General features: G+C 60.0%; 19 protein-coding genes and 1 tRNA gene. 11 read left to right on the top strand and 9 right to left on the bottom strand.

Annotated elements, in window-relative coordinates; all coding sequences use genetic code 11:
• The first annotated feature begins 270 nt into the window (after nucleotides 1-270).
• Nucleotides 271-1776: a CoA-acylating methylmalonate-semialdehyde dehydrogenase gene (locus tag HF679_RS15845; RefSeq protein ID WP_123757924.1), complete on the top strand. Its 1506-nt coding sequence runs from the start codon at nucleotides 271-273 to the stop codon at nucleotides 1774-1776.
• 18 nt (nucleotides 1777-1794) lie between these two features.
• Entirely contained in the window at nucleotides 1795-2604 is an 810-nt protein-coding gene (gene iolB / locus HF679_RS15840; protein ID WP_187042214.1) for a 5-deoxy-glucuronate isomerase, read from the top strand.
• Between the two features lie 127 nt (nucleotides 2605-2731).
• Here iolB and HF679_RS15835 read toward each other — a convergent pair whose 3' ends face one another.
• Both HF679_RS15835 and iolC read right to left on the bottom strand, forming a co-directional pair.
• A complete protein-coding gene (locus HF679_RS15835) occupies nucleotides 2732-3592 on the bottom strand; it encodes a MurR/RpiR family transcriptional regulator (RefSeq protein ID WP_123757926.1) in 861 nt (286 codons plus the stop codon).
• A gap of 148 nt (nucleotides 3593-3740) precedes the next feature.
• A complete protein-coding gene (gene iolC, locus HF679_RS15830) occupies nucleotides 3741-5654 on the bottom strand; it encodes a bifunctional 5-dehydro-2-deoxygluconokinase/5-dehydro-2-deoxyphosphogluconate aldolase (protein WP_174509849.1) in 1914 nt (637 codons plus the stop codon).
• 527 nt (nucleotides 5655-6181) lie between these two features.
• On the opposite strand from iolC, the gene iolD reads away from it, so the two are divergent.
• The 8 genes from iolD (at nucleotide 6182) to HF679_RS15790 (ending at nucleotide 18004) form a co-directional block, all read left to right on the top strand.
• The gene (iolD, locus tag HF679_RS15825) at nucleotides 6182-8122 is read left to right on the top strand and encodes a 3D-(3,5/4)-trihydroxycyclohexane-1,2-dione acylhydrolase (decyclizing) (RefSeq protein ID WP_123757928.1); all 1941 of its coding nucleotides are present in this window, start codon (nucleotides 6182-6184) and stop codon (nucleotides 8120-8122) included.
• 47 nt (nucleotides 8123-8169) lie between these two features.
• Nucleotides 8170-9183 carry a Gfo/Idh/MocA family protein gene (locus tag HF679_RS15820; RefSeq protein WP_187042213.1) on the top strand — a complete coding sequence of 338 codons (1014 nt, stop codon included), beginning with the start codon at nucleotides 8170-8172 and terminating at the stop codon, nucleotides 9181-9183.
• 42 nt (nucleotides 9184-9225) lie between these two features.
• Complete coding sequence (locus tag HF679_RS15815; RefSeq protein ID WP_123757930.1) at nucleotides 9226-10110, top strand: sugar phosphate isomerase/epimerase family protein; 885 nt, start codon at nucleotides 9226-9228, stop codon at nucleotides 10108-10110.
• Nucleotides 10111-10133: 23 nt separating this feature from the next.
• Nucleotides 10134-11033, top strand: coding sequence for a myo-inosose-2 dehydratase (gene iolE / locus HF679_RS15810; RefSeq protein WP_123757931.1), 900 nt, complete (start codon nucleotides 10134-10136; stop codon nucleotides 11031-11033).
• A 708-nt stretch (nucleotides 11034-11741) separates the two neighbouring features.
• Nucleotides 11742-12650: a dihydrodipicolinate synthase family protein gene (locus tag HF679_RS15805; RefSeq protein ID WP_187042212.1), complete on the top strand. Its 909-nt coding sequence runs from the start codon at nucleotides 11742-11744 to the stop codon at nucleotides 12648-12650.
• 14 nt (nucleotides 12651-12664) lie between these two features.
• Nucleotides 12665-14632, top strand: coding sequence for a YjhG/YagF family D-xylonate dehydratase (locus HF679_RS15800; RefSeq protein ID WP_187042211.1), 1968 nt, complete (start codon nucleotides 12665-12667; stop codon nucleotides 14630-14632).
• Nucleotides 14633-14989: 357 nt separating this feature from the next.
• Nucleotides 14990-16372, top strand: a complete 1383-nt coding sequence (locus HF679_RS15795; RefSeq protein WP_123757934.1) for a glycoside-pentoside-hexuronide (GPH):cation symporter — start codon at nucleotides 14990-14992, stop codon at nucleotides 16370-16372.
• A 12-nt stretch (nucleotides 16373-16384) separates the two neighbouring features.
• Entirely contained in the window at nucleotides 16385-18004 is a 1620-nt protein-coding gene (locus HF679_RS15790; RefSeq protein ID WP_187042210.1) for a glycoside hydrolase family 43 protein, read from the top strand.
• A gap of 4 nt (nucleotides 18005-18008) precedes the next feature.
• Here the strand turns inward: HF679_RS15790 and HF679_RS15785 are convergent, their stop codons facing one another.
• The 7 genes from HF679_RS15785 to HF679_RS15755 all read right to left on the bottom strand — a co-directional run bounded on the left by HF679_RS15785 (nucleotide 18009) and on the right by HF679_RS15755 (nucleotide 25688).
• The gene (locus HF679_RS15785; protein WP_187042209.1) at nucleotides 18009-18767 is read right to left on the bottom strand and encodes an IclR family transcriptional regulator; all 759 of its coding nucleotides are present in this window, start codon (nucleotides 18765-18767) and stop codon (nucleotides 18009-18011) included.
• A gap of 773 nt (nucleotides 18768-19540) precedes the next feature.
• Nucleotides 19541-20845 carry an ABC transporter substrate-binding protein gene (locus HF679_RS15780; RefSeq protein WP_187042208.1) on the bottom strand — a complete coding sequence of 435 codons (1305 nt, stop codon included), beginning with the start codon at nucleotides 20843-20845 and terminating at the stop codon, nucleotides 19541-19543.
• A 28-nt stretch (nucleotides 20846-20873) separates the two neighbouring features.
• Nucleotides 20874-21935 carry an ABC transporter ATP-binding protein gene (locus HF679_RS15775; RefSeq protein WP_187042207.1) on the bottom strand — a complete coding sequence of 354 codons (1062 nt, stop codon included), beginning with the start codon at nucleotides 21933-21935 and terminating at the stop codon, nucleotides 20874-20876.
• Between the two features lie 5 nt (nucleotides 21936-21940).
• Nucleotides 21941-22765, bottom strand: coding sequence for a phosphodiesterase (locus HF679_RS15770; protein WP_187042206.1), 825 nt, complete (start codon nucleotides 22763-22765; stop codon nucleotides 21941-21943).
• A gap of 10 nt (nucleotides 22766-22775) precedes the next feature.
• Complete coding sequence (locus HF679_RS15765) at nucleotides 22776-23663, bottom strand: carbohydrate ABC transporter permease (protein ID WP_123757940.1); 888 nt, start codon at nucleotides 23661-23663, stop codon at nucleotides 22776-22778.
• Nucleotides 23653-24525: a carbohydrate ABC transporter permease gene (locus HF679_RS15760; protein WP_123757941.1), complete on the bottom strand. Its 873-nt coding sequence runs from the start codon at nucleotides 24523-24525 to the stop codon at nucleotides 23653-23655. The genes HF679_RS15765 and HF679_RS15760 overlap by 11 nt, the downstream gene beginning before the upstream one ends.
• A 143-nt stretch (nucleotides 24526-24668) precedes the next feature.
• Nucleotides 24669-25688 carry an NAD(P)-dependent alcohol dehydrogenase gene (locus HF679_RS15755; RefSeq protein ID WP_154145359.1) on the bottom strand — a complete coding sequence of 340 codons (1020 nt, stop codon included), beginning with the start codon at nucleotides 25686-25688 and terminating at the stop codon, nucleotides 24669-24671.
• A 260-nt stretch (nucleotides 25689-25948) separates the two neighbouring features.
• On the opposite strand from HF679_RS15755, the gene HF679_RS15750 reads away from it, so the two are divergent.
• Nucleotides 25949-26033, top strand: a tRNA-Leu gene (locus tag HF679_RS15750).
• Nucleotides 26034-26194 lie beyond the last annotated feature (161 nt).

Raw genomic sequence — 26194 nt, 5'->3', positions numbered from 1 at the left:
AAATGGTGATTCTTTGAGCTGCTTCGCAATTAATCGTGCTTTCAGCCTCCGCCGGCCCTCCGGCACAGCTGGCGCGCCGCCTGAATCGCATCGATCGCGCTTTCCGCTGAAAACTGAAGCCCTGAGGATGGGAAATGCGACAGTCATCACCAAAATAGAATTTCATTTCACATCATCATTGAAATATACATTTCATTTTACTACGGTTATATCACTGCAAAATCGGAGACGGGCCGCAACGTTGGCCTACCAACACCATGAGGCGAGAACATGACGATCACAGGAAACTTTATTGGCGGGAAAACCGTCACCAGCAGCAGCAATGAAACGATGCCGGTTTACGATCCGGCGACGGGGAAAGTGGTTCGCGAAGTCACGCTGTCGACCGCGCAGGAAGTTTCTGACGCCATTCAGGTGGCCCGTGAGGCGTTTGAAAGCTGGTCGCGCACCACGCCGCTGCGCCGCGCCCGGGTTTTGTTCAACTTTAAAATGCTGCTGGAACAACATGCGGAAGAGCTGGCGGGGATCATCGTCAGCGAGCACGGTAAAGTGTGGTCGGACGCGCTGGGTGAACTGACGCGCGGCCTGGAAGTGGTCGAATTTGCCTGCGGGATCCCGCATCTGATTAAGGGCGAGTACTCCTCGGACGTTGGCACCGGGGTCGACAGCTATTCGCTGATGCAGCCGCTGGGCGTGGTGGCGGGCATTACGCCATTTAACTTCCCGGCGATGGTGCCGATGTGGATGTTCCCGCTGGCGCTGGCCTGCGGCAACAGCTTCGTATTGAAGCCACCGGCGCTGGCGCCAACCGCAGCGGTACGCATGGCGGAACTGCTGAAAGAGGCCGGTCTGCCGGACGGCGTCTTTAACGTGGTGCACTGCAGCAACGATGACGCCGAACAGCTGTATACCGATCCGCGCATTGCGGCGGTGAGCTTCGTTGGCTCTTCCGGCGTGGCCGAATATATCTATAAAACCGCCAGCGCGCACGGCAAGCGGGTGCAGGCGTTTGGCGCGGCGAAAAACCACGCCATCGTGATGCCGGATGCGGACCTGGATGCCACGGTCAACGCTATCATGGGCGGCGCGTTTGGCTCTGCGGGCGAGCGCTGCATGGCGCTGCCGGTTGTCGTCGCGGTGGGCGATGAAACGGCAGACAAACTGATTGCGCGCCTGAAACCGCTGGTGGAAGCGCTGAAGGTCGGGCCGGGCTGCCTGCGCGGTAAAGACGAGAATGAAATGGGGCCGGTGGTTTCCGACACCCATCAGAAAAAAGTGCTGGGCTATATCGATAAAGGCGCCAGTGAAGGGGCTAAACTGGTGGTCGACGGGCGTAAGCTGCGGGTGGCCGGTCATGAAGACGGTTACTATGTCGGCGGGACGCTGTTCGATAACGTCACGCCGGAAATGACCATCTGGCGCGAAGAGATTTTCGGGCCGGTGTTGGGCATAGTCCGGGTCGCGGACTACCACAGCGCGCTGGCGCTGGTGAACAGCCACGAATTTGGCAACGGCAGCGCCGTTTTCACCAGCAACGGCCACACCGCGCGGGAATTCGTGCATGATGTGCAGGCCGGGATGGTCGGCGTCAACGTGCCGGTGCCGGTACCGATGGCGTTCCACAGCTTTGGCGGCTGGAAACGCTCGGTGTTTGGCGCCCTGAACGTCCACGGGCCTGACGGCGTGCGCTTCTACACCCGTATGAAAACTGCCACCGTGCGTTGGCCGGAAGGGCAGCAGACCGTATCTGAATTCAGCATGCCGACGTTAGGCTAATCGGCGAAGGAGAGCGCCATGTCGTTACTGGCTAAATCACGCAAAGAGGGGCAGATCCAGCACATTACGCCGCAAAGCGCCGGTTGGCGCTATATCGGGTTCGATGTGTGGATGCTGAAAAAAGGGGAAACCATCCAGCTGGAGAGCGGCGATCGCGAGCTGTGCCTGGTGCTGGTGGCCGGGCTGGCCTCGGTCAAAACGACGAAGGCCGATTTCCCCAACCTGGGACAGCGAATGTCGCCGTTTGAGCGCACGCCGCCGTGGTCGGTGTATGTGCCGCCGCAGGACAAGGTAGAGGTGACGGCAGACTCCGATCTCGAGCTGGCGGTCTGCAGCGCCCCGGGTAAAGGGACGCTGCCGGCGCGGGTGATTCTCCCGCAGGATGTCGGCGTCGAGCATCGTGGTAAAGGCCGCAACCAGCGCCGCGTGCACAATATCCTGCCGGATAATGCGCAGGCCGATTGCCTGCTGGTGGTGGAAGTCTACACCGACGAGGGGGCCACCAGTTCGTGGCCGTCCCATAAGCACGATACCGCGCAGCCGGGCAAAGAGACGCAGCTGGAAGAGACCTATTACCACCGTTTCGATCCGCCGCAGGGGTTTGCATTCCAGCGGGTGTATACCGACGATCGTAGCCTGGACGCCTGCATGGCGCCGTCTAACCACGATGTGGTGATGGTACCGCGCGGCTATCATCCGGTCGCCGCGATTGCCGGGTATGACAGCTATTACCTCAACGTCATGGCCGGGCCGGAACGCAAATGGCTGTTCACCTGGGAAGAGGATCACGCGTGGATTAACAGTCCCGATTATCCCCGCCACGACTGACGCAACATAGAAGTAAACATGGATGTAAAAAGGCCGCTAAACCTGGTTTAGCGGCCTTTTTTGTCTGGGGCAACCGGATGTGCTGTAGCCCGGATAAGGCGCGTGCGCCGCCATCCGGGAGGGCAGGTCAGGCGAGGTTCTGCTGAGCCTGAGGCTCTTTGCTGCTGTTCAGCGCCAGCGACACGGCGAGGGTCTGAGCCAGGCACAGGGAAGCGACCTGCGAGCGGAAACCGTCCACCTGCGCTTCACGCACCACGAAACAGACATCGCTGAAGGCCGCGAGCGGGCTGACCTGGCTGTCGGTAATGGCGATTTGCCGGGCTTTACGCTGGGCGCCCAGCTCCACCAGCTCAACCACTTCGCGGGCATACGGCGAGAAGCTGACGGCAATCACAACGTCCTTCGGTCCCACCAGGCTCAGCTGTTCGGTGAACATCCCGCCAAGGCCGTCGATCAGGAAGGCCTTACGATCAAGGTGGCGCAGCGCATAGGTCAGATAGGAAGCGACGCTAAAGGAGCGGCGCAGGCCAATCACATAAATGTTCTCGGCTTCCGCCAGCAGGGCCACCGCCCGCTCAAGATCGTCCCCGGAGGTCTGCATCGCCAGCTGCTGCAGCGCCTGGGTGTTCACCATGGTAAACATATTGAGGATTTCCGTCGGCGTTTCCGGCGGGGAGGTTTCATCGTTGGTGGTCTGACGGAACAGGCGAGCGCGCTCGGTATAGTTGGCGGTCTCTTCCATCAGATGCTGGCGGAACATCTGCTTCATTTCGTTAAAGCCGCTGAAGCCGAACGCATTAGCGAAACGGATCAACGTTGACGGCGGGACATCCGCCTGCTGAGCAATGGACGCGACGGTATCGAACGCGACGCTATTGCTGTTATCCAGAATATAGCGTGCCACCTGCTTTAAGCGTTTGCTTAAGGTATCGTAGCGACGCCGAATTTCATCCTGCAGGATGGTCAGTTGGGTCGGATTATTGGCCATAGATTGCGCTCTGATAAAATGAAAGGAATATAACTTCCAGTGTACCAAATGAAGCGAATTTTTCATTTATTGCGATGAAATACGCGATTCATTTCACGAACAAACAGCAAAAAGCCCGCCCGAAGTGGGCGGGCCGGTGGGATCAGCGTTAGCCGCGGGCTTCGCGCCAGTAGCCGATAAGCGTCAGATAGTTACGTTTCACTTCGTCGATCAGCGCCTCATCGCTCAGCTCACCCTGCATCCAGCGGCGCGAAGGCTGACCAAAGATGGTGCGGCCGACGGCAAACCCTTTGATGATCGGATGGCTGGCAGCCTCGGCAAAACCGGCGCGCAGGCGGTCCGGTGGCGCATCCAGGCCGAGCAGCAGGATCCCACGACACCAGCTGTCTTCCCGGGCGATCAGCGCGCTGATCTGCTCCCAGCAGGCGCTGGAAAGCGGCGGCAGCTTCCACCAGTCCGGCTGAATGCCGAGCTGATAAAAATGTTCCAGCATGGTGTAGTAATGACGCTCGTCTTTTTCCGGGCCGTTTTCCGGGAGGATCACTTCCAGCAGCAGTTCATGCCCGGACTTGTTGCAGGCCTGCCAGACTTCCAGCAGCAGCGCATCCTGTTCCGCCCGCAGCGAGGCCGGGTCCGCCGGGTGATAGAACACCAGGCATTTCACCACCTGTTCCAGCGGCCAGTCGATCAGCTGAGACCCGATGCTGCCGTGTTCAAGGCGCAGCGGGCGAGATCCCGGCAGTTCGATAGGACGGCCAATCCACCACCCTTTACCGGTAATGGCGTTCAGCGCCCGCTGACCGTAGGTGCCGTCAGCGAGGATCCCGCTGCGCTGGTCAAGCCCGGCTTCCTGCGCCGCGGCTTCGGCGGCGGATAACAGCAGGAGTTTGAGCGGGGAAATACAGGACTCATCTCGTCCGGTTTCCCGGGCCAGATCCGCCAGCTGCTTGCGATGATCAAAGGCAAAAATACACAGTTCCGGCCACGCCTGACGGCGGCTGGTAACCCGGTGCAGGTGGTTCAGACGTGCATCGGTGTCCGGACGCGGCACCGATTCCGCGCGTTGCAGATAGTCATCCAGCTCGACTTTAGTCGGCATCGCCGGCGCGCAACCGTGGCGTGAAACCACCAGCGCACCGCAGGCGTTTGCATAGCGGCAGGCCTGCTCCCAGCCTTCATCATTCAGCCAGCCGCGCAGCAGACCGGACATAAATGCATCCCCGGCGCCCAGCACGTTGAGCACCTCAACCCGCACGCCCTGCTGGAGCGGCACGCTGTCCCAGCTATCGGGAATATCGCCTTCCAGCACCACGCAGCCCATCGGACCGCGTTTGCACACCAGGGTGGCGTTGGTGGCGTGGCGGACGTTTTTCAGCGCCGTCAGGGTATCGGTACTGCCCCCGGCAATATGAAACTCTTCTTCTGTACCGACCACTAAATCGAACAGATGTAGCACTTCCTGCAGCTGACTGGTGACCGGATCGGATTCAATGAAACGCGTTTCACCGTCCCCCAGCGAGGTCAGCCCCCACAGCACCGGGCGGTAATCGATATCCAGCGCGGTGCGCAGACCGTGGCGACGGGCGTATTCCAGCGCTTTCAGCACGGCGGCACGGGTATTGGCGTGCGAAAGATGGGTGCCGGTCACCGCCAGCGCGCGGGAAGAGGCAATGTACTCCTCATGAATATCCTCAGGCGCCAGCGCCATGTCGGCGCAATTATCACGGTAAAAAATGAGCGGGAAGGTCTCCTGGTCTTTAATTCCCAGCATTACCAGCGCGGTAAGGCGCTGTTTATCGGTGATCAGGTATTCGGTATCAACCCCGGCCCGGCTGAGCGTTTCACGCAAAAAACGACCATTGTGCTCATCACCTACGCGCGCCAGCATGGCGGATTTTAACCCCTGAATGGCGGTGCCATAGGCGACATTACCGGAAGACCCGCCCAGATATTTAGAGAAACTGGCAACATCTTCTAGCCTTGCACCAATCTGCTGGGCATAGAGGTCGACAGCCACCCGGCCAATACAGATGACGTCGAGCCGCTTTACTGCTGCATTCATAGCTAGGATTTCCTTTTGCATATCTGCTGTACGGAGGGGTCGGATACCGACAAGGTCTCCACAAACAGCCTGAGGGTGAACGGTTGTTCTTAGTTTGAGAAATAAATATTTCATTTGCAAACTTGTTCGAAATTAAAAAACCAAAAGTGTGAAGGATCTACCACTCTGCCGCGCCAGCCCGCGTTCAGCAACGGATCGCCGGTGGTCACGGCGTCAGCAGGTGGGTGGTCTGATGAGAGAACGCTTTATGTCTGATTTTTAACAGGATATTGGCGTGGCAGGCCGCCTGGCAAGGCCGCTGAAGGGGGAGCGACGGCCGGTGAAACGGCTGAAACGCAGAGAGAGTTTGATCCCTCTCGCAAAATGAAATGTTTTTTCTGTATTCCTATTTAATGAAAAAAATGTTTGCCTATAATCCAAAAGTATTCCAGTGGACGTTAACGATCTCCCAACAACCGTGCAAACCGTGCGGCGCGGGAAACGCGGCGAACCCACAGACAAAAGCTGAACAATAAGGATTGTGCAAGATGGGCAAACTGAGGCTGACAATGGCGCAGGCGCTGGTGAAGTTCCTTGATAACCAGTATCTGGAAGTGGATGGCGTAGAGCATAAATTTGTTAAAGGGATTTTTGCCATCTTTGGTCACGGCAATGTGCTGGGGTTAGGCCAGGCACTGGAACAAGACAGCGGTGAGATGCGGGTTTTCCAGGGGCGTAACGAACAGGGCATGGCGCATGCCGCCACCGGTTTTGCCCGCCAGTCTCTGCGTCGCCAGATTATCGCCTGTACCGCGTCCGTTGGCCCCGGTGCGGCGAATATGCTTACCGCCGCCGCGACGGCAACCGCCAACCGGATCCCGCTGCTGCTGCTGCCCGGCGACGTCTTTGCCACCCGCCAGCCGGACCCGGTTCTGCAACAGGTTGAGCAGAGCTACGACCTGAGCATCAGCACCAATGACGCCTTCCGGGCGGTCAGCAAATACTGGGACCGCATTACGCGCCCGGAACAGCTGATGAGCGCCTGCATTAACGCCATGCGCGTCCTCACCGACCCGGCGGAAACCGGCGCGGTGACGCTGTGCCTGCCGCAGGACGTCCAGGGCGAAGCCTGGGATTACCCGGAAACCTTCTTCGCGCGGCGCGTGCACCGACTCGATCGTCGCCCGGTTAGCGCGGCGCATCTGGCGGACGCCATCGCCGCCATCAAAGCCAGCCGCAAGCCGCTGATTATCTGCGGCGGCGGGGTGAAATACGCTGGTGCCGGTGACGCGCTGTCCCGCTTTGCCGAGCATTACCAGATTCCGTTTGCCGAAACCCAGGCCGGAAAAGGCACGGTGGTGTCATCCCATCCGCTGAACGTCGGCGGCGTCGGGGAGACCGGCTGCCTGGCCGCCAACCTGCTGGCGAAAGAGGCCGATTTAGTCATCGGCATCGGCACCCGCTTTAGTGATTTCACCACCTCTTCAAAATGGCTTTTCCAGCACCCCAACGTGCGTTATCTGAACGTCAACGTCAGCAACTTCGATGCCTGGAAGCTCGACGGTATTCCGCTGCTGGCCGATGCCCGTGAAGCGCTCACCGCGCTGGACGATGCGCTGGCTGACGCCGACTGGCAGGCCGGATGGGGCGCGCAGATCGCCAGCGTTCAGAGCAGCCAGTTGAAAGAGACGCAGCGCGTTTATCAGGCGCAGTGGCAGGAGAGTGGGTTTGTGCCGGAAGTCGACGATCGTCTCGATCGCGAGGCGGTCTATCGCGAATTTCGCCAGATTACCGATTCCACGCTGACCCAGAGCAGCGTGCTGGGAGTGCTCAATGAGACGCTGCCGGCAGAGGCCGTGATTGTGGCGGCGGCGGGCAGCCTGCCCGGCGATTTACAACGAGTGTGGCGCAACCGGGCCACCAACACCTATCACGTGGAGTACGGCTATTCGTGTATGGGTTATGAGGTGAACGCCGCGCTCGGCGTCAAGCTGGCGCAGCCGCAAACGGAAGTGTACTCGCTGGTCGGCGACGGCTCTTTCATGATGCTGCACTCCGAGCTGGTCACCTCCTTACAGGAAGGGGCGAAGATCAACGTGGTGCTGCTCGATAACATGGCCAACGGCTGCATCAATAACCTGCAGATTGGCCACGGTATGGGCAGCTTCGGCACCGAATTCCGCTATCGCTCGGCGCAGACCGGGCAGCTACAGGGCGGGCTGATCCCGATCGATTTCGCCACCATCGCGGCAGGCTACGGCTGCAAAACCTGGCGCGTCACCACGCTGGATGAACTGCGCCACGCGCTGGATGCCGCGCGCCGCGAAACGGTCAGTACCCTGATTGATATTAAAGTGCTGCCGAAAACCATGGTGCACTCGTACGGCAGCTGGTGGAACGTCGGTATCGCCCAGACGGCATTGTCCGAACGTATTCGCAAAGTGGCTGAAATGATTAATGAAAAACGCGCCGAGGCGCGAGATTACTAACCTATAACGCTTACCTTGAACCCTACAGAATCACGGAGAAAACCACTATGTCACTCAAATTAGGTGTCATCGGCGCTGGCGCCATCGGTAAAGAACATATCCGTCGTTGCACCCAGGTCTTACAGGGTGCCACCGTGGTGGCGGTGTCGGACATTAATGCAGAAAGCGCGCGTGCGGCAGTGGCGTTGCCGGGAGTACAGGTGGAGATCTACACCGACGGTCATGACGTGATTAACGCCAGCGATGTCGATGCGATCCTGGTGACCTCCTGGGACCCGACGCACGAAGAGTATACCCTCGCGGCGATCGCCGCCGGCAAACCGGTCTTCTGTGAGAAGCCGCTGGCGATGAGCGCGGAAGGCTGCCGCCGCATCGTTGACGCTGAAATGAAAGCGGGCCGCCGCCTGGTGCAGGTGGGCTTTATGCGTCCTTATGATGAAGGCTATCTGGCGCTGAAAAAAGTCATTGATGATGGCGATATCGGCGCACCGCTGATGCTGCGCTGCGCGCACCGTAACCAGTCGGTGGGCGAGAATTACACCACCGATATGGCGATCACCAACACCCTGATCCACGAGCTGGACGTGCTGCGCTGGCTGCTGGATGACGACTATCTGTCGGTACAGGTGCGCTTCCCGCGCTCCACGTCCCATACCCACCCGCGTCTGAGAGACCCGCAGATTGTCTCGTTCGAAACGCGCAAAGGCACCCTGATCGATGTTGAAGTGTTTGTGAACTGCCAGTACGGCTACGACATCCAGTGTGAAGTGGTTGGTGAAACGGGTATTGCCCGTCTGCCGGAGCCGTCAGCGGTACAGATGCGTAAGAGCGCCAACCTGTCGACCGCCATTCTCGTCGACTGGAAAGACCGCTTTATTAAAGCCTACGACGTGGAACTGCAGGCCTTTATCAATGACGTGAAGGCCGGTCAGCTGCAGGGGCCTTCGGCGTGGGACGGCTATGCGGCCTCGGTGGCGGCCGATGCCTGCATGCAGGCCCAGGAGAACAGCGGGCCGGTAGCGGTCGCGTTGCCTGAGTGCCCGGCGTTCTACCAGCGCTAATCGCTTTCTCGTTTTCGGAACGTCTTTGAACAGGTAACGACGATGAAAATTGCTTTCGACGTTGATGTGATTCGGGATCTCGGGATTACCCGTATGGTCCAGCAGGTCGCGGAGTGGGGCTATCAGTACATTGAGCAGTCGCCCCATCCGCAGATTAACCCGTTCTACAAGCACCCGCGTGCCAGCCGCGAAACCATCGCCGAATATAAGCAGGCGCTGCGCGACAACGGCGTGGAGATCTCCTCGTTTATCTGCGTTTACCGCTGGTCCGGTCCGGACGAACAGCGCCGTCAGGCGGCGGTAAAAAACTGGAAACGGTTGATCGAAGTGGCGGTGGAAATGGGCGTGCAGGTGATCAACACCGAATTTTCCGGCGATCCGAATCAGCCGGAAATCTGTGAAGAGATGTTCTATCGCTCGATGGATGAGCTGCTGCCTGTGATTGAACGCGAAGGTATCCGGCTGGAGATCCAGGCCCATCCGTGGGACTTCTGTGAAGAGCACAATGAAACCGTCGATATTGTGAAATCGTTCCGCAGCGAGAATGTGAAGTACGTTTACAGCGTTCCGCACACTTTCTTTTATGACAAAGGGAAAGGGGAGGTGGAGAAAATGTTGCGTTATGCCGGCAACGATCTCTCCCACGTGCTGATTGCTGACACCCGAAATCATACCCGGCACTGCCGCTATATCGTCAATCCACCGGGCGTGGATGCTGCGGTTCATCAACATGTTGGCGTGGGCGAAGGCGACGTTGATTTTGACGCGCTGTTCCGCACCCTGCGCGAGATGAACTTTGCTGAACAGACCTTCAAAGTCGGCGGCCCGCCGATTGTTGCCGCGTCGCTGTTTGGCTACCCGGAGAAGATGAAATACCAGGCGGTGGAAACCCGTGAACTCATCGAACGTGAATTGCTGCGTCGTTAAGACGCGGCAGCAGGAGCATGGAAATGAACAAAGATAATGTGAAACTGGCGATTGCCCCGATTGGCTGGACTAACGACGATATGCCCGAGCTGGGCAGCGAAAATACCTTCCAGCAGACGGTCAGTGAAATGGCGCTGGCCGGGTTTAGCGGAAGTGAAGTGGGCAGCAAATATCCGCGCGATCCGGCGGTTCTGAAGCCGATGCTCGATCTGCGCGGTATCCAGATCTGCAATGCCTGGTTCAGCACCTTTTTTGCCAACGGGCAGCGGGAAAAGACCATCGACGAGTTTGTGAATCACATGAACTTCCTTCATGCGATGGGGGCGAAGGTGATTGGCTGCTCCGAGCAAAGCGGCAGTATTCAGGGGCTGGAAAAGCCGATTCTGGGAGAGGTTAAACCTTGCTTCAGCGAAGAAGAGTGGCAGCGGGTTGCCGAGGGCTACAACACCCTGGGGCGTCTGGCCGCTGAGAAGGGAATGCAGGTCTGTCTGCACCACCATATGGGAACCGGTATTCAGACCACGGAAGAGATCGACAAGTTTATGTCGCTGGTGGATGACAAGGTGTTCCTGCTGTACGACACCGGTCATGCCTGGTATTCCGAAGGTGGCGAAGCGCCGATGCTGGCGATCCTCGAGAAATACCTGCCGCGCATCAACCACGTGCACCTGAAAGATGTACGCCCGGCGGTGATTGAGCAGGTGCGTCGTGAAGGGCTGTCATTCCTTGATGGGGTGAAAAAAGGCACCTTCACCGTGCCCGGCGACGGGGTGATCGACTTCCGTCCGGTATTTAAACTGCTGGATGATTTTGGCTACCGCGGCTGGATGGTGGTGGAAGCCGAGCAGGACCCGGCGCTGGCGAACCCGTTCGAATATGCGCTGAAGGCACGACAGTACATTCGTGAAACCGCAGGAATCTAATCGTTGATCCATTTTCAGGCCACACCCCGCTGTGGCCTGCTTTTTTTCCCCTTCACGCTTATCACCACAATACCCGCGAATCAGACCGAGCCGATTTCCCCCGGTGGCGCTGCGCTGACCGGGCTACCAGCTCACCGCCGTCTGGGGCCCTGTAGCCCGGACAGGCGCTACGCGCCGCCTCCGGGGCTTACCACGGAACCCGCGAATCAGACCGAGCCGGTTTTCCCCCGGTGGCGCTGCGCTGACCGGGCTACTGGCTCACCGCCGTCTGGGACCTGTAGCCCGGACAGGCGCTACGCACCGCCTCCGGGATGACGCACTCCCCGGTGGCGTTGCGCTGACCGGGCTACTGGCTCACCACCGTCTGGGGGCTTGTAGCCCGGACAGGCGCCACGCGCCGCCTCCGGGGCTAACCACGGAACCCGCGAATCAGACCGAGCCGATTTCCCCCGGTGGCGCTGCGCTGACCGGGCTACTGGCTCACCGCCGTTGGGGCCTGTAGCCCGGACAGGCGCTACGCGCCGCCTCCGGGGCGTTTCTGATGGCTATAAATCATCTACGTTGCAGCATTCTGTGATCCAGCTTGAAAAATGCACACTTCCGGCTTTCAGCCCATTTACCTTCCCTTTGTCGGCGGCATAGTATGAATCTTATATAGAAGAACGATGTTCTATAATGTAGAACAAAATAATTTAGCAAGGAGATCTCATGCAGCAAACCGCGCAGTTCTCGGGGATCATTCCCCCTGTCTCCACCATTTTTAGCGCCGACGGCCAGTTCGATCCCCAGGGCACCGCCGCGCTGATCGACGATATGATCTCCGCCGGCGTGGATGGCCTGTTCTTTCTCGGCAGCGGCGGGGAGTTCTCGCAGCTCAACGCCGAAGAGCGTAAAGCCATCGCGGCATTTGCTATCGGCCACGTGGATCGCCGGGTGCCGGTACTGATTGGAACCGGCGGCACCAACGCCCGGGAGACGATTGAGCTCAGCCAGCACGCGCAGCAGGCGGGCGCCGACGGCATCGTGGTGATCAACCCCTACTACTGGAAAGTCTCTGAGCAGAACCTGATCCACTACTTCCAGCAGGTGGCCGACAGCGTCACCCTGCCGGTGATCCTCTATAACTTCCCGGCATTGAGCGGCCAGGATCTGACGCCGGCGCTGGTCAAAACCCTCGCGGACTCGCGGCGCAATATTGTCGGCATCAAAGACACCATCGACTCCGTGGCGCATCTGCGCAGCATGATCCAGACGGTGAAAGCCGCGCATCCGCACTTCTCGGTGCTGTGCGGCTACGACGATCACCTGTTCAACACCCTGCTGCTTGGCGGGGACGGCGCTATCTCCGCCAGCGGCAACTTTGCCCCGCAGGTGTCGGTGAAGCTGCTGCAGGCGTTCCGCGACGGCGACCTGGCGCAGGCGGCTCAGTATCATCAGACGCTGCTGCAGATCCCCCAGATGTACCAGCTGGATACGCCGTTCGTGAATGTGATTAAAGAGGCGGTGGTGCTGTGCGGCCGGCCGATCTCGACGCATGTGCTGCCGCCGGCCTCGGCGCTGGACGACACCAAAAAAAGGCAGCTTAAAACCTTGCTGCAACAGCTCAGACTCTGCTGAACCGGAAAAATAAGATGGCGATTGAGACGATATTCACGGCGCAGGACGATGCTTTTTACGCGGTTATCACCCATGCCGCCGGTCCACAGGGGGCGCTGCCGCTGACTCCGCAAATGCTGATGGAGTCGCCGAGCGGTAATCTGTTCGGCATGACGCAAAATGCCGGGATGGGCTGGGACGCTAACAAGCTTACCGGCAAAGAGGTGCTGATCATCGGCACTCAGGGCGGTATCCGCGCCGGTGACGGGCGCCCGGTGGCGCTGGGTTACCACACCGGGCACTGGGAGATTGGCCTGCAAATGCAGGCGGCGGCAAAAGAGATCACCCGCAACGGTGGCATCCCGTTCGCCGCCTTCGTCAGCGACCCCTGCGATGGCCGCTCCCAGGGCACCCATGGCATGTTCGACTCGCTGCCGTACCGCAACGACGCGGCCATTGTGTTCCGCCGCCTGATCCGCTCGTTGCCAACGCGCCGGGCGGTGATCGGCGTGGCAACCTGCGACAAAGGCCTGCCGGCGACGATGATTGCCCTGGCGGCGATGCACGATTTGCCGACCATTCTGGTTCCCGGCGGCGCGACGCTGCCGCCAACCTTCGGGGAAGATGCCGGGAAAGTACAAACCATTGGCGCACGCTACGCCAACCACGAACTGTCGCTGCAGGAGGCTGCCGAGTTGGGCTGTCGGGCCTGCGCCTCGCCGGGAGGCGGTTGCCAGTTCTTAGGGACGGCGGGCACCTCGCAGGTGGTGGCGGAAGCCCTCGGGCTGGCGCTGCCGCACTCGGCGCTGGCGCCGTCGGGGCAGGACGTGTGGCTGGAAATCTCCCGCCAGTCCGCCAGAGCGGTGAGCGAACTGGATAACCGCGGCATCACCACCCGCGATATTCTGACCGACAAAGCGATTGAAAACGCGATGGTTATCCACGCGGCGTTTGGCGGCTCCACCAACCTGCTGCTGCATATTCCCGCCATCGCCCACGCGGCGGGCTGCACCATCCCGGACGTGGAGCACTGGACGCGCATCAACCGGAAAGCCCCACGGCTGGTCAGCGTGCTGCCGAACGGCCCGGACTACCACCCGACGGTGCGCGCTTTCCTCGCCGGTGGAGTGCCGGAAGTGATGCTGCATCTGCGCGATCTGGGGCTGCTGCATCTCGATGCGATGACGGTCACCGGGCAGACGGTCGGGGAAAACCTCGACTGGTGGCAGACCTCCGAGCGGCGTGAGAAATTCCGCCAGTGCCTGCGCGAGCAGGATGGCGTCGACCCGGATGATGTGATCCTCCCGCCGGCCCGCGCGCAGGCCCGGGGGCTGACCTCCACGGTGGCTTTCCCGGTCGGCAATATTGCGCCGGAAGGGTCGGTGATCAAAGCCACGGCCATTGACCCGTCGGTGGTGGGCGAAGATGGTGTTTATCGTCATACCGGGCGGGCGCGGGTGTTTGTGTCGGAAGCGCGGGCGATCAAGGCGATTAAAAACGGCGAGATCGAACAGGGCGATATCATGGTGGTGATCGGCGGCGGCCCGTCCGGCACCGGCATGGAAGAGACCTACCAGCTCACCTCGGCGCTGAAGCATGTGTCGTGGGGAAAAACGGTGTCGTTGATTACCGATGCCCGTTTTTCCGGGGTGTCGACCGGCGCCTGCTTTGGTCACGTCGCCCCGGAAGCGCTGGCGGGCGGGCCTATTGGCAAGCTGCGCGATAACGATGTGATTGAGATTGCGGTGGACAGGCTGGCGTTAACCGGCAGCGTGAACTTTATCGGCACCGCGCAGAAGCGGCTGACGCCGCAAGAAGGGGCGCTGGAACTGGCGGCCCGCGCTGCGCATCCCGAACTGCATGCCCACGATTTTTTACCGGACGATACCCGTTTATGGGCGGCGTTACAGTCGGTCAGCGGCGGTACCTGGAAAGGCTGCATATATGATACCGATAAAATTATCGAGGTGATTAACGCCGGGAAAAAAGCCCTCGGCATTTAAATAAAATATCGCCCATTAGTCGTCTGCGGAAATATTCCGCGGGCGGCTTTGTGCTGCCTGAAATAAATATTTTTATGGCTTTTAGTTATTTCATAACTTGTTAAAAATAAAAGCTTAACTATTTTATCCAGCCGCCATTTTATAACGATGGCAATCACAAAAACCAAAAAACATAATTCATAAATTAAAAATGGTCATTGCCGGAAAAATGCGCATCTTCTTACACTCTGTTAACACGAAAACGTGAACCATAAGCACACGAATGATGGGTGAATTCCTGATGTGGCAACAGAATTTTATTCCTGTTTCAGGACTCTGACGTTTGCTCTATTCCACTCTTTAGGGTTGGGGATAAATATGCAATTAACCATGAAAGATAAAATCGGCTACGGCCTGGGCGATACCGCCTGCGGCTTTGTCTGGCAGGCCACGATGTTCCTGCTGGCCTATTTCTATACCGATGTGTTTGGCCTCTCCGCGGGCATTATGGGCACGCTGTTTTTGGTTTCCCGGGTGCTGGATGCCGTGACCGATCCGCTGATGGGCCTGCTGGTGGACCGCACCCGTACCCGCCACGGTCAGTTTCGCCCGTTCCTGCTGTGGGGGGCGATCCCGTTTGGCATCGTCTGCATGCTGACCTTCTACACGCCGGACTTTTCCGCCCAGGGCAAGATTATCTATGCCTGCGTGACCTACATTCTGCTGACGCTGGTATACACCTTCGTCAACGTACCGTATTGCGCGATGCCGGGAGTGATTACCGCCGACCCCAAAGAACGTCATGCCTTGCAGTCGTGGCGCTTCTTCCTCGCCGCGGCGGGCTCGCTGGCGATTAGCGGGATTGCGCTGCCGCTGGTGGGCATCATCGGCAAAGGGGACGAGCAACTGGGCTACTTTGGCGCGATGTGCGTGCTGGGGCTGACCGGCGTGGTGCTGCTGTACGTGTGCTTCTTTACCACTAAAGAGCGCTATACCTTCGAGGTGCAGCCTGGTTCGTCGGTGGCGAAAGATCTCCGGTTGCTGTTCGGCAATACCCAGTGGCGCATTATGTGTGCCTTCAAAATGATGGCGACCTGTTCCAACGTGGTTCGCGGCGGGGCGACGCTCTATTTCGTCAAGTATGTGATGGACCATCCGGAACTGGCGATGCAGTTTCTGCTGTACGGCAGCATTGCCACCATGTTCGGCTCGCTGGCCTCGTCGCGCCTGTTAGGCCGCTTCGACCGGGTAAAGGCGTTTAAAGCGATTATCGTGATTTACTCGCTGATCAGCCTGCTGATTTTCGTGGTGCCGGCCGAACATATTGCGCTGATTTTCGCCCTCAACATTGTGTTCCTGTTTGTCTTTAACACCACCACGCCGCTGCAGTGGCTGATGGCCTCCGATGTGGTGGATTACGAAGAGAGCCGCAGCGGGCGACGCCTCGACGGGCTGGTGTTCTCGACCTACCTGTTCAGCCTGAAGATTGGCCTGGCGATCGGCGGCGCGGTGGTGGGCTGGATCCTGGCCTTCGTCAACTACTCCGCCAGCAACAGCGTGCAGCCGGTGGAGGTGCTTTCCACCATCAAAATTCTGTTCTGCGTGGTGCCGGTGGTGCTCTACGTCGGCATGTTCATCATGCTGTCACTCTACAAGCTGACCGATGCCCGCGTGGAGGCCATCAGCCAGCAGTTACGTAAGCATCGCTCGGTGCAGGAAGAGGGTATTCCTGCCAGCGCCGCCGCGACATCCAATTCTTAAGAAGGAGGTACTATGTACACGATTACCAATCCGATTCTGACCGGGTTTAACCCGGACCCGTCGATGTGTCGCCAGGGTGAGGATTACTACATCGCCACCTCTACCTTCGAGTGGTTTCCGGGGGTGCGCATTTATCATTCGCGAGATTTGAAACACTGGTCGCTGGTCAGCACCCCGTTGGATCGCGTGTCGCAGCTGGACATGAAGGGTAATCCGGACTCCGGCGGCATCTGGGCGCCGTGTCTGAGCTACGCCGACGGGCAATTCTGGCTGCTGTATACCGATGTCAAAATCGTGGATTCACCGTGGAAAAATGGCCGTAACTATCTGGTCACCGCTCCGTCCATTGAAGGGCCGTGGAGCGAGCCTGTCGCCATGGGCAACGGCGGTTTCGACCCGTCGCTGTTCCACGATACCGACGGGCGAAAATACTATATCTATCGCCCGTGGGGGCCGCGTCATCACAGCGATCCGCACTGTACCATCGTGATGCAGGAGTTCTTCCCGCAGAGCCAGACGTTGTCGAAAACACGGAAAACCCTGTTTACCGGTACGGCGCTGCGCTACACCGAAGGGGCCCATCTGTACCAGAAAGACGGCTGGTACTATCTGCTGGTCGCCGAGGGCGGCACCAGCTACGAGCATGCGGTGGTGGTGCTGCGGGCTAAAAACATCGACGGCCCGTATGAGCTGCACCCGGACGGCACGATGATGACCAGCTGGCATCTGCCGGAAAACCCGTTGCAGAAAAGCGGCCACGGTTCGCTGCTGGAGACCCACACTGGCGAATGGTATATGGCCTATCTCACCAGCCGTCCGCAGCGTTTGCCCGGCGTGCCGCTGCTGGCTTCCGGCGGGCGTGGCTACTGTTCGCTCGGGCGTGAAACGGGGATCGCGCGTATCGCCTGGCACGACGGCTGGCCGTCGGTGGAAGGGGGCAAACATGCGCAACTGACCGTGCCGGGGCCAAGGATGTCCGAAAGCTGCGCCGTCGCCAGCGAGAACTGGCGGGATGACTTCAGCGGCCCGACCCTCGATCCGCACCTGCAGACCCTGCGTATCCCGTTTGATGACACCTTAGGTTCGCTCAGCGCGCGTTCGGGCTTTTTGCGGCTGTATGGCAACGATTCGCTTAACTCCACCTTTACCCAGTCGACGGTGGCCCGGCGCTGGCAGCACCCGGCCTTCCGCGCCGAAACGCGCATGGAATTTTCCCCGGAGAACTTCCAGCAGAGCGCCGGCCTGACCTGCTATTACAACAGCAAAAACTGGAGCTACTGCTTTGTGGATTTCGAAGAGGGACGGGGGCGGACGATAAAAGTGCTGCAGCTGGACCACAACGTGCCGTCATGGCCGCTGCACGAGCAGCCGATTGCGGTGCCGGAAACGGCGCAAAGCATCTGGCTGCGGGTGGAGGTCGAAGGACTGGTGTATCGCTACCGTTATTCGTTTGACGGTGAGGTGTGGCACACCGTGCCGGTTGACTATGCCGCCTGGAAGCTGTCGGATGATTATATCGGCGGGCGCGGATTCTTTACCGGTGCCTTCGTTGGCCTGCACTGCGAGGATATCAGCGGAGACGGGTGCTACGCCGATTTCGACTACTTCAGCTATGAGCCGGTTGCCGGATAACGCTTCAGGCCGGGTAGCCCAGCGCGACCGATAGCTGGTGCCCGGCGGTTTCCAGCAGGGTACGAAAGCGAGCGAGCTCCTCGTCATCGACGCGGGAGGTGAGCGTTGACAGGCTCAGGGCGGCAATAACGCGCGATTCATGGTTCCATACCGGTACCGCCACGCAGCGCACGCCCTGTTCGTTCTCTTCGCTATCGAGGGCATAGCCGTTGGCGCGGGTTTGCGCCAGCGCCGCCAGCAGGGCCTCGCGGGTGGTGAGGGTTGCGGGAGTGAAGGCCGTGTACTGATAGCCTTCCAGCAGGGGCTGGCGCTCTGCTTCGCTGAGCCAGGCGATCAGCACCTTGCCGATCGCCGTGGCGTGGATCGGCAAACGTCGGCCGATGCGCGAGTAGGCGATGGCGGCGAGTTTGCCTTCGATTTTTTCGATATAGACCCCTTCGCGACCGTCAAGGATACCGAGGTGGGTAGTCTGCCCGGTGTGCTGCGACAGTTCGGTCAGCCAGCTTTTGGCCTTCTGACGAATATCGATGGTCCCCACCACAAAATTACCGCGTTCGACCAGCTTCATGCCCAGGCGGTATTTGCCGTTTTCCGGGTTCTGGTCGATATAGCCGTGCAGCTGCAGCGTTTTGAGCAGCGAATGCAGGGTGCTTTTGCTGAGGCCCATCTGTTTGCTGATGTCGGTGATCTTGAGCTCCGTGGCCTGCTCGTTAAACAGGTCGAGGATCGTCAAGGCACGTTCAACAGACTGAATAATAGGCATAATGCACGACCGCTCACGCTAGGGGGGAAGGTGGAAAACGTACCCTTTTTACGCTGAAAAATCAAACGGCTGGCGGTAGTTTCGGGGGATCGTTTTGTCCCGGAGGCGGCGCGTAGCGCCTGTCCGGGCTACTAACCTCAGACGGTGGTGAGCTGGTAGCCCGGTCAGCGCAGCGCCACCGGGGAGTGCGCCATCCTGGAGGCGGCGCGTGGCGCCTGTCCGGGCTACTAACTTCAGACGGTGGTGAGCTGGTAGCCCGGTCAGCGCAGCGCCACCGGGGAGTGCGTCATCCCGGAGGCGGCGGGTGGCGCCTGTCCGGGCTACTAACTTCAGGCGGTGGTGAGTCGGTAGCCCGGTCAGCGCAGCGCCACCGGGGAGTGCGTCATCCCGGAGGCAGCGGGTGGCGCCTGTCCGGGCTACTAAATCTCAGACGGTGGTGAGCCGGTAGCCCGGTCAGCGTAGCGCCACCGGGGAGTGCGTCATCCCGGAGGCAGCGGGTGGCGCCTGTCCGGGCTACTAAATCTCAGACGGTGGTGAGCCGGTAGCCCGGTCAGCGCAGCGCCACCGGGGAGTGCGTCATCCCGGAGGCAGCGGGTGGCGCCTGTCCGGGCTACTAAATCTCAGACGGTGGTGAGCCGGTAGCCCGGTCAGCGCAGCGCCACCGGGGAGTGCGTCATCCCGGAGGCGGCGCGTGGCGCCTGTCCGGGCTACTAACTTCAGGCAGTGGTGATCCGGTAGCCCGGTCAGCGCAGCGCCACCGGGAAGGGCAAGGGTTACTGCTGCTGCGCCAGGGCGGTTTTATCGACGTAGGGCTTCATCAGCGCATCGGCCTCTTTCTGGGCAGCCTGTACCGCGGCTTCCGGGGTCACTTTGGCATCGTTGACCACTGCGGCCAGTTGGTTTTCCATGGCTTTACGCACGGCGACGGTCTCCCAGGTGGAATACCATGGATGGGCGTACTTCAGCTGCTCCAGCGCAATCGTCGCGCGCGGGTCCTGCTGCAGATAGGCTTTCATTTCCGGGGTATCGTAGGCGGCTTTTCGCGGCGAGAAATAGCCGGTAAAGCAGCTCCAGGCGCCGTTCACCTGCGGGCTGACCAGATAGGTTAAGAACTGATATGCCGCTTTCTTCTGCTCCTCGGAAATGCCTTTAAAGCTCACCAGGCTGGCGCCGCCGATCGGCACCGCCCGCTGCTCTTTTGCCGGCAGCATCGCCACGCCCAGCTCAAAATCCTTGCTGTTTTCGCGCATAAAGCCCAGCGCGCCGGTGCTCAGCATCGCCATGCCCACTTTGCCGGAGAAGAAGCTGGCGCTGATCTGCTTTGAATTCAGCACGCCGGAGGGCATCACTTTGTCTTTGTAGATCAGGTCCTGCCAGAAGCGCAGCGCCCCGATGGTGGTTGGCGCGTTGTAGTACACCTCGCCGGGGTAATCTTCGTTGAAATATTTACCGCCGTTGGCCCGCACCAGCGCCGAGAAAATCCAGCCGCCGTAGTCGTCGTTGGTCGACGGCAGCATGATCCCCCACTGGCCTTTGCTCTCGTCGGTCAGCTTTTTGGCAGCCGTCAGCAGCTCGGCCCAGGTCTGCGGCGGTTGTTTGATCCCGGCCTGATCGAACAGCGTCTTGTTGTAATAGAGGATCGGCGTCGAGTTATGGAACGGGATCGCATAGGTGGTGCCCATCACCTGGGCGTTCTTGTGCATCGCCGGCCAGAAATCCTGCACCAGGAAATCGCCTGCCTTCTGGTCGCCATATTTAAACAGCTCGTCCATCGGCAGGATCTCCTCCTTCAGCGCCAGATCGGTGGTGAAGTTGGCGGACATGATCACCAGCGCCGGCGGCTGCCCGGCCTTCTGCGCCGACTCGGCCTTGATCTTGGTGGTGTCGTAGTTACCGGTGAAGATCCCGCGCACTTCGACATCCTGCTGCGCGTCGTTAAAGGCTTTGATAACCCGGGTCATCTCCATGGTCAGCTTGCCGTCGACCGGCGCCGGGAACATGAAATCGATCTTCTCTTTCGCCAGCGCGCTGCCGCAGAGGGCGAGTGAAAGCCCGACCGCCGTCAGGGTTTTAAGCATGGTCAATCTCCTGGAGTAAACGCCTGATTCACAGGCTCATTAAGTTGTGCTGCTGATCAGCATGAAAGAGATGAATATCGGCAGGCGCGAAGCCGAGGGTCAGCGTGTCGCCTTTCTCCGGCACCGTGCCACGGTGGCGGCGACTAAAGCGCAGGGTGCCGATAGGGGTGCTGACGTGGAGCAGATAATCGGCGCCCATCAGTTCTCGTTGCAGCACGCTGGCGGGCAGGCGCAGGTGGCCTTCCTCCACGCGATCGCTGATATGTTCCGGACGAATGCCCAGCCAGACGCGGGATTCACCGCGCCAGTCTGGCGGCAGCGGATGGCGCAGTTCGCCGAGCTGAACCTGGCCGTCGGCGCAGGGCAGCGACAGCAGATTCATCGCCGGCGAGCCGATAAAACCGGCGACAAACAGGTTCGCCGGATGGGCATAGAGGTGCTCCGGCGGCCCAACCTGCTGCACCTGACCGCCGTTCATCACCACGATACGGTCGGCCATCGACATCGCTTCGGTCTGGTCGTGGGTCACGTAGACGGTGCTGGTTTTCAGCTGCTGGTGGAGATCCATAATGCTGTCGCGCACCTCGCTGCGCAGCCGCGCGTCGAGGTTGGAGAGCGGCTCGTCCATCAGAAACAGACGCGGATTGCGCACGATGGCGCGGGCCATCGCCACCCGCTGACGCTGGCCGCCGGAGAGCTTCGCCGGTTTGCGGTCCAGCAGGTTTTCCAGCTGCAGCATCTGCGCCACGTGGTCGACCCGCGGCTGCCAGCTGGCCTTGTCTTCCTTACGCACCTTCATGCCGAAGGTGATGTTGTCCTGCACCGACAGATGCGGAAACAGCGCGTAGTTCTGGAAGATCATCGCGAAGTTACGCTCGCGCGGCGACAGGGCGGTGATGTTTTCATTGTGCAGCCAGATCTCGCCTTCGCTCACCGGCTCCAGCCCGGCCAGCAGCCGCAGCAGCGTGCTTTTGCCGCAGCCGGAGGGGCCGACCAGTACCACAAACTCGCCGTCGTGAATGTCGAGGGAGAGGGCATCGAGCGCCGGTTTGCCGTCAAAGAGCTTACTGATGTTTTGCAAACTAAGCATGAGGATTAACGCTCTTCCGTTGGGCAGCTAATGTTTTCGTCATACAGCCACGGCCCGGCGTGGTGGGTCAGCGGGTGCTGGTAGCTGACCCACCGCTCGCCGACCTGGCGGTGCATCAGGCACGAGGCTGGCGACAGGTCGTAGTACGGGCGGCTGTCTTCATGAAAATAGGGCACCTGATGGACGGTGCCGGGAATGGTGGAGATGATCGCCTGGCGGTACTGGGTCAGGGTCAGGCTGTGGTTATGGCCGCAGAAGATGCGCGTCAGCGAAGGGAAGCGCTCAACCAGCCCCAGCAGGCGGTAGCCGTTTTCACAGGCGATGGGATCCATCTGTGCATTGCCCAGCGGCAGCGGCGGGTGGTGCATAAAGACGGTGGCCGGTTTGTCGCCGCCGTCGAACAGCTGGGCTTCCAGCCATTTGATGGTTTCGTCGGTCAGCCAGCCTTTGGAGGTGCCGGCGCGGCTGGAGTCGATAAACAGCAGGCGGGTGGCAAAATCGTCCACCGCGTAATGCATGTTCTGCGCATCGTTGCCGAGCTGCGGGCACAGCGGCTGCAGGTATTCCAGAAACAGCGCTTTGTCGTCGTGGTTGCCGGGGATCAGGTACAGCGGATAGTTCAGGCCGCCGAGGATCTGGCGGGCCGCCTCGTACTCCTGCGGGCGGCCGCAGTTGACGATATCACCACTGATCACTACCGCGTCCGGGCGCTCGGGCAGGGCGTTCAGCTGGGAGACCACGTCGGCGTTGGCGGCATTCACATCGATAAAACCATACAGTTTTTGACCGTGGCTGCGAAAGTGGGTATCCGAGATTTGCGCTAACAGCATAGATAACTCCTTATTTGATCCCGGAGAAGCCGAAGCTTCGCAGGAACTGTTTCTGGAAAAGGATGAACGCCAGCATCAGCGGCAGACAGACCATCAAGGTACCGGCGCCGATGGTGCCCCACTGGCCGCCGGATTCGGCGCCCATGGCGAAGGAGACTAGCCCCACGGTGAGCACCTGTTTATCGGGATCGTTGAGCATCATCAGCGGCCACAGATACTCGTTCCAGTGGTAGGTAATGCTGACGGTGGCGAAGGCCAGCACCGACGGCCAGGACATCGGCAGCAGCACGCGGAACAGCACCTGCCACCAACGACAGCCCTCCATCAGGGCAGCTTCTTCCAGCTCTTTGGGGATGGCGAGGAACGCCTGGCGCATCAGGAACACGCCGAACGCCGAGGTGAAGTAGGGCATCATCACCCCGGTGAGGGTGTTGAGCAGGCCGAAGGTTTTCAGGGTCAGCATGTTCGGCACCATCATCACCACCGGCATGATCATCAGCTGCACCAAAAACAGCAGGAACAGCGTCTGTTTGCCGCGGAACTCGTGGCAGGCGAAGACGTACCCGGCGGTGGTGATGGTGAACAGTTGCACGATGAAGGTGCCGAAGGTGAAGATCAGGGTGTTAGCGTACAGGCTCAGCCAGTCGGCGCTGGCCCAGGCGTCGCGGAAGTTATCGAGGGTCAGCGGCGGGCGCGGCAGCAGCGAGGCCATGTCTTCGCCGAAGGTGGTGGCGCTGAAGGCGGTCGCCAGCATCCACAGCAGCGGGCTGACCCACAGCAGCGCCAGGCAGGCCATCAGCACGCTGAGGGTAAACGACTGTGAACGACGCAGGCGCAGCCACAGCGGGTGGGATCGCTGCCGCTCTCGCAGCAGCGGCGGTGAGGCTTCAGCGCTCATAGTGCGCTCCTTTCTCCAGCAGTTTCAGGTTGATCAGCGAGAAGGCGAACAGCCCGGCCAGCGTCAGGAAGGTGGCGGCAGAGGCTTTGCCGAGGTCGTGGGTATCCCACGCCAGATTCTGGATGTAGTAGAGCAGCACGGTGGTGGCGTTGTCCGGCCCGCCGCGGGTCATCACCGCCACGTGGTCAATCTGGGTGATGGAGTAGATAAGCGCGGTGGTGATGACGAAGCTGAGGGTCGGGCGCAGCAGCGGCAGGGTGACCTTAAAGAACACCTGGCTGCGGGTGGCTCCTTCCATTATCGCCGCTTCGCGAGTGGAGGCCGGGATACTCTGCAACCCGGCGAGGAAAAACAGCATGTAGTAGCCGGCGAACTTCCACACGCCAATCAGCGCCAGCGCCAGCAGCGCGCTGTTGCTGTGCCCCAGCCAGTTGGTATTCATCGGGCCGAAGAGCTTTGCCAGATAGTGGTCCAGCAGGCCGAGACCGGGCATAAAGATAAACAGCCACAGCGCGGCGGCGCTGACCATCGGAATGATCATCGGGAAGAAGAAGGCGGTGCGCAGCCAGCGGTTCACGCGGTGGTTTTCGCTGAGGGCCACCGCCAGCAGCAGGGCCAGGGTGACGCCGGGGATCACCGTCAGCAGGATGTAGAGCAGGTTATTGAGCAGCGATTGCCAGAAGACGTTATCGGCAAACAGGCGGGCGAAGTTATCCAGCCCGACAAAGGGCGCGCCGTCGCTGGCCATGCGGGTGTCGAACAGGCTGTCGTATACCGAACGGCCGAGCGGGAACCAGGTAAACAGCAGTAAAAACAGCAGAGAAGGCGACAGTATCAGCCAGGGGAGCCAGGTTTTTCTCATGGTGGCAGACGTCTCGTTCAGGCGTTTGTGGAAGCCCGGATTGTGGGAACGAATGACTGCAAAGGGATGGCGGGGAGATGACGGTTTGATGAAGTGGTAGCAAAATGCCGGGCGCAAGGGCGCCCGGCGGGGGAGCGTCGTGCTTAGAAGTCGGCTTTCAGCACCACGCGATAGCGGGCTTTGCCATCGCGCACGTGCTTCAGGGCATCGTTGATCTGCGACATCGGGAACAGTTCGGTGGTCGGGGCAACTTTACTGCGCCCGGCAAATTTCATCAGCTTGCGCAGTTCAGACGGGTTGCCGGTGGCCGAGCCGGAGATGCTGCGGTCGCCGCCAATCAGGGTAAAGGCCGGGACCTGCAGGGGTTTCATCACCGCGCCGACGGTGTGGAAGTTGCCGCCGTAGGCCAGCGCTTCAAAGTACGGCTGCCATTCGAGGTCCACCGCGACGGTGTTGATGATCAGGTCAAACTGACCGGCCAGCGCTTTTAAGGCTTGCGGATCGCGGCTGTTGACCACACGATCGGCACCCATTGCCAGCACTTCCTGCTCTTTCGCCGGATTCGAGCTAAAGGCAGTAACTTCCGCACCCATGGCGTGCAGCAGTTTGATGGCGATGTGGCCCAGGCCGCCGATACCAATGACGCCGACGCGGCTGGTGGCGGTGACGTGGTGCATCAGCAGGGGTTTAAAGACGGTGATGCCGCCGCAGAGCATAGGGCCTGCGGTTTCGATGTCGATGCTTTCCGGCAGGGGGATCACCCATTGCCAGTCGGCGCGCAGTTTATCGGCGAAGCCGCCACGGTTGATGATGGTCGGTACCGAGCCTTCCAGGCAGTTGATCTGGTTGCCGCTGATACAGGCGTCGCAGTGCCCGCAGCTGCGGGCGGTCCAGCCGATCCCCACCTTCTGGCCGATCTTCAGTCCTTTATTCTGCGCTGAGCTGCCCAGCGCCGAGACGTGGCCGATCACTTCGTGGCCGGCAACCAGCGGATAGCTCGACATGCCCCATTCGTTGTCGATCATCGACAGGTCAGAGTGGCAGATCCCGCAGTATTCAACCTGCACTTCGACGTCCTGGGGCAGCAGTTCGCCCGCGTCGTATTCCCATGGCGACAGGTCGGCGCCCGCTTCTTTGGCGGCGTAGCTTTTAATGGTGCTCATGACGGTTTCCTTGGTTTGGCGTAGTGTGCGTTGTCTGGCCAGGCTCAGATAAACAGAAAGTGTAGAGCATCGGGCGGGTAGGCGCTTGGCAGAAGGAGGCGTGAGGGAAATGGCGGCGCTGAGGCGTTGCGGGGAGCAGCAACGGAGAGTTGAGGGACTAAACGCTGTTTTTTTCAACACTTAGCGAGGCTGGCATACGCTGGCGCTTGCATGGCGGCCATCGACAGGTATAATCCACAACGTTTCCGTATCCCTTCAGTGCCGAAGTGGCGAAATCGGTAGACGCAGTTGATTCAAAATCAACCGTAGAAATACGTGCCGGTTCGAGTCCGGCCTTCGGCACCATCGGAACATCAATAGACGTCAACGGACGTCTTTTTTTGTGCCAGAAATCCAGTATCCGCAAGGCTTTCCTCGCTTTTTCACTCAACCTAAGTCAATCTGAGTCAACCCACATCAAGTCGCTTGTGAGTATAGAACCGAGTATATTTGTTGGTTCGATAATG

Source organism: Enterobacter sp. JUb54 (assembly GCF_014298075.1).
Lineage (GTDB): Bacteria > Pseudomonadota > Gammaproteobacteria > Enterobacterales > Enterobacteriaceae > Klebsiella > Klebsiella lignicola.
This window is presented reverse-complemented; position numbering and strand designations above follow the sequence as displayed.

Bases quoted from the DNA above. Each gene is read 5' to 3' on its own strand.
- HF679_RS15845 (WP_123757924.1), top strand. From the start codon at position 271: ATGACGATCACAGGAAACTTTATTGGCGGGAAAACCGTCACCAGCAGC.
- iolB (WP_187042214.1), top strand. From the start codon at position 1,795: ATGTCGTTACTGGCTAAATCACGCAAAGAGGGGCAGATCCAGCACATT.
- HF679_RS15835 (WP_123757926.1), bottom strand. From the start codon at position 3,592: ATGGCCAATAATCCGACCCAACTGACCATCCTGCAGGATGAAATTCGG.
- iolC (WP_174509849.1), bottom strand. From the start codon at position 5,654: ATGAATGCAGCAGTAAAGCGGCTCGACGTCATCTGTATTGGCCGGGTG.
- iolD (WP_123757928.1), top strand. From the start codon at position 6,182: ATGGGCAAACTGAGGCTGACAATGGCGCAGGCGCTGGTGAAGTTCCTT.
- HF679_RS15820 (WP_187042213.1), top strand. From the start codon at position 8,170: ATGTCACTCAAATTAGGTGTCATCGGCGCTGGCGCCATCGGTAAAGAA.
- HF679_RS15815 (WP_123757930.1), top strand. From the start codon at position 9,226: ATGAAAATTGCTTTCGACGTTGATGTGATTCGGGATCTCGGGATTACC.
- iolE (WP_123757931.1), top strand. From the start codon at position 10,134: ATGAACAAAGATAATGTGAAACTGGCGATTGCCCCGATTGGCTGGACT.
- HF679_RS15805 (WP_187042212.1), top strand. From the start codon at position 11,742: ATGCAGCAAACCGCGCAGTTCTCGGGGATCATTCCCCCTGTCTCCACC.
- HF679_RS15800 (WP_187042211.1), top strand. From the start codon at position 12,665: ATGGCGATTGAGACGATATTCACGGCGCAGGACGATGCTTTTTACGCG.
- HF679_RS15795 (WP_123757934.1), top strand. From the start codon at position 14,990: ATGCAATTAACCATGAAAGATAAAATCGGCTACGGCCTGGGCGATACC.
- HF679_RS15790 (WP_187042210.1), top strand. From the start codon at position 16,385: ATGTACACGATTACCAATCCGATTCTGACCGGGTTTAACCCGGACCCG.
- HF679_RS15785 (WP_187042209.1), bottom strand. From the start codon at position 18,767: ATGCCTATTATTCAGTCTGTTGAACGTGCCTTGACGATCCTCGACCTG.
- HF679_RS15780 (WP_187042208.1), bottom strand. From the start codon at position 20,845: ATGCTTAAAACCCTGACGGCGGTCGGGCTTTCACTCGCCCTCTGCGGC.
- HF679_RS15775 (WP_187042207.1), bottom strand. From the start codon at position 21,935: ATGCTTAGTTTGCAAAACATCAGTAAGCTCTTTGACGGCAAACCGGCG.
- HF679_RS15770 (WP_187042206.1), bottom strand. From the start codon at position 22,765: ATGCTGTTAGCGCAAATCTCGGATACCCACTTTCGCAGCCACGGTCAA.
- HF679_RS15765 (WP_123757940.1), bottom strand. From the start codon at position 23,663: ATGAGCGCTGAAGCCTCACCGCCGCTGCTGCGAGAGCGGCAGCGATCC.
- HF679_RS15760 (WP_123757941.1), bottom strand. From the start codon at position 24,525: ATGAGAAAAACCTGGCTCCCCTGGCTGATACTGTCGCCTTCTCTGCTG.
- HF679_RS15755 (WP_154145359.1), bottom strand. From the start codon at position 25,688: ATGAGCACCATTAAAAGCTACGCCGCCAAAGAAGCGGGCGCCGACCTG.